Origin of the sequence: Paraburkholderia sp. SIMBA_054 (assembly GCF_046534875.1) — a bacterium.
In the GTDB taxonomy this organism is placed as follows: Bacteria; Pseudomonadota; Gammaproteobacteria; order Burkholderiales; family Burkholderiaceae; genus Paraburkholderia; species Paraburkholderia hospita.
Map to the genome: position 1 here is coordinate 1 of NZ_JAWRXV010000826.1, position 270 is coordinate 270.

The following is a 270-nucleotide window of genomic DNA, read 5'->3' on the forward strand; positions in this document are numbered from 1 at the left end:
GGCTGTCATTCAAAAAGACATCCATGACGAGCGTGACATCCGGGGATTTCACAGTCGATTCGTTCAAGGCCAAATAAGTAGAAGATTCCTGGTCATTGCGGTAATGAACCGTCACTTCCAGCAATGGATACTCAATGACTTCGAATTCCTTTTTCGCAATCGCCAAGACAAGTTTTTCAATCTCAACCGGTTTCCAGTCAGCATAAAATCCTAAATGCCCTGTATGGATCCCGACAAATGCGACTGTATCCAAGCGGTCGCTGTATTTAT

Annotated in this window: 1 pseudogene; it reads right to left on the reverse strand. The window is 44.4% G+C overall.

Annotated features, from left to right (window positions below):
* Positions 1 to 253: pseudogene (locus SB822_RS57405) on the reverse strand (hypothetical protein); the annotation flags it as partial.
* Between the last annotated feature and the right edge of the window lie 17 nt (positions 254 to 270).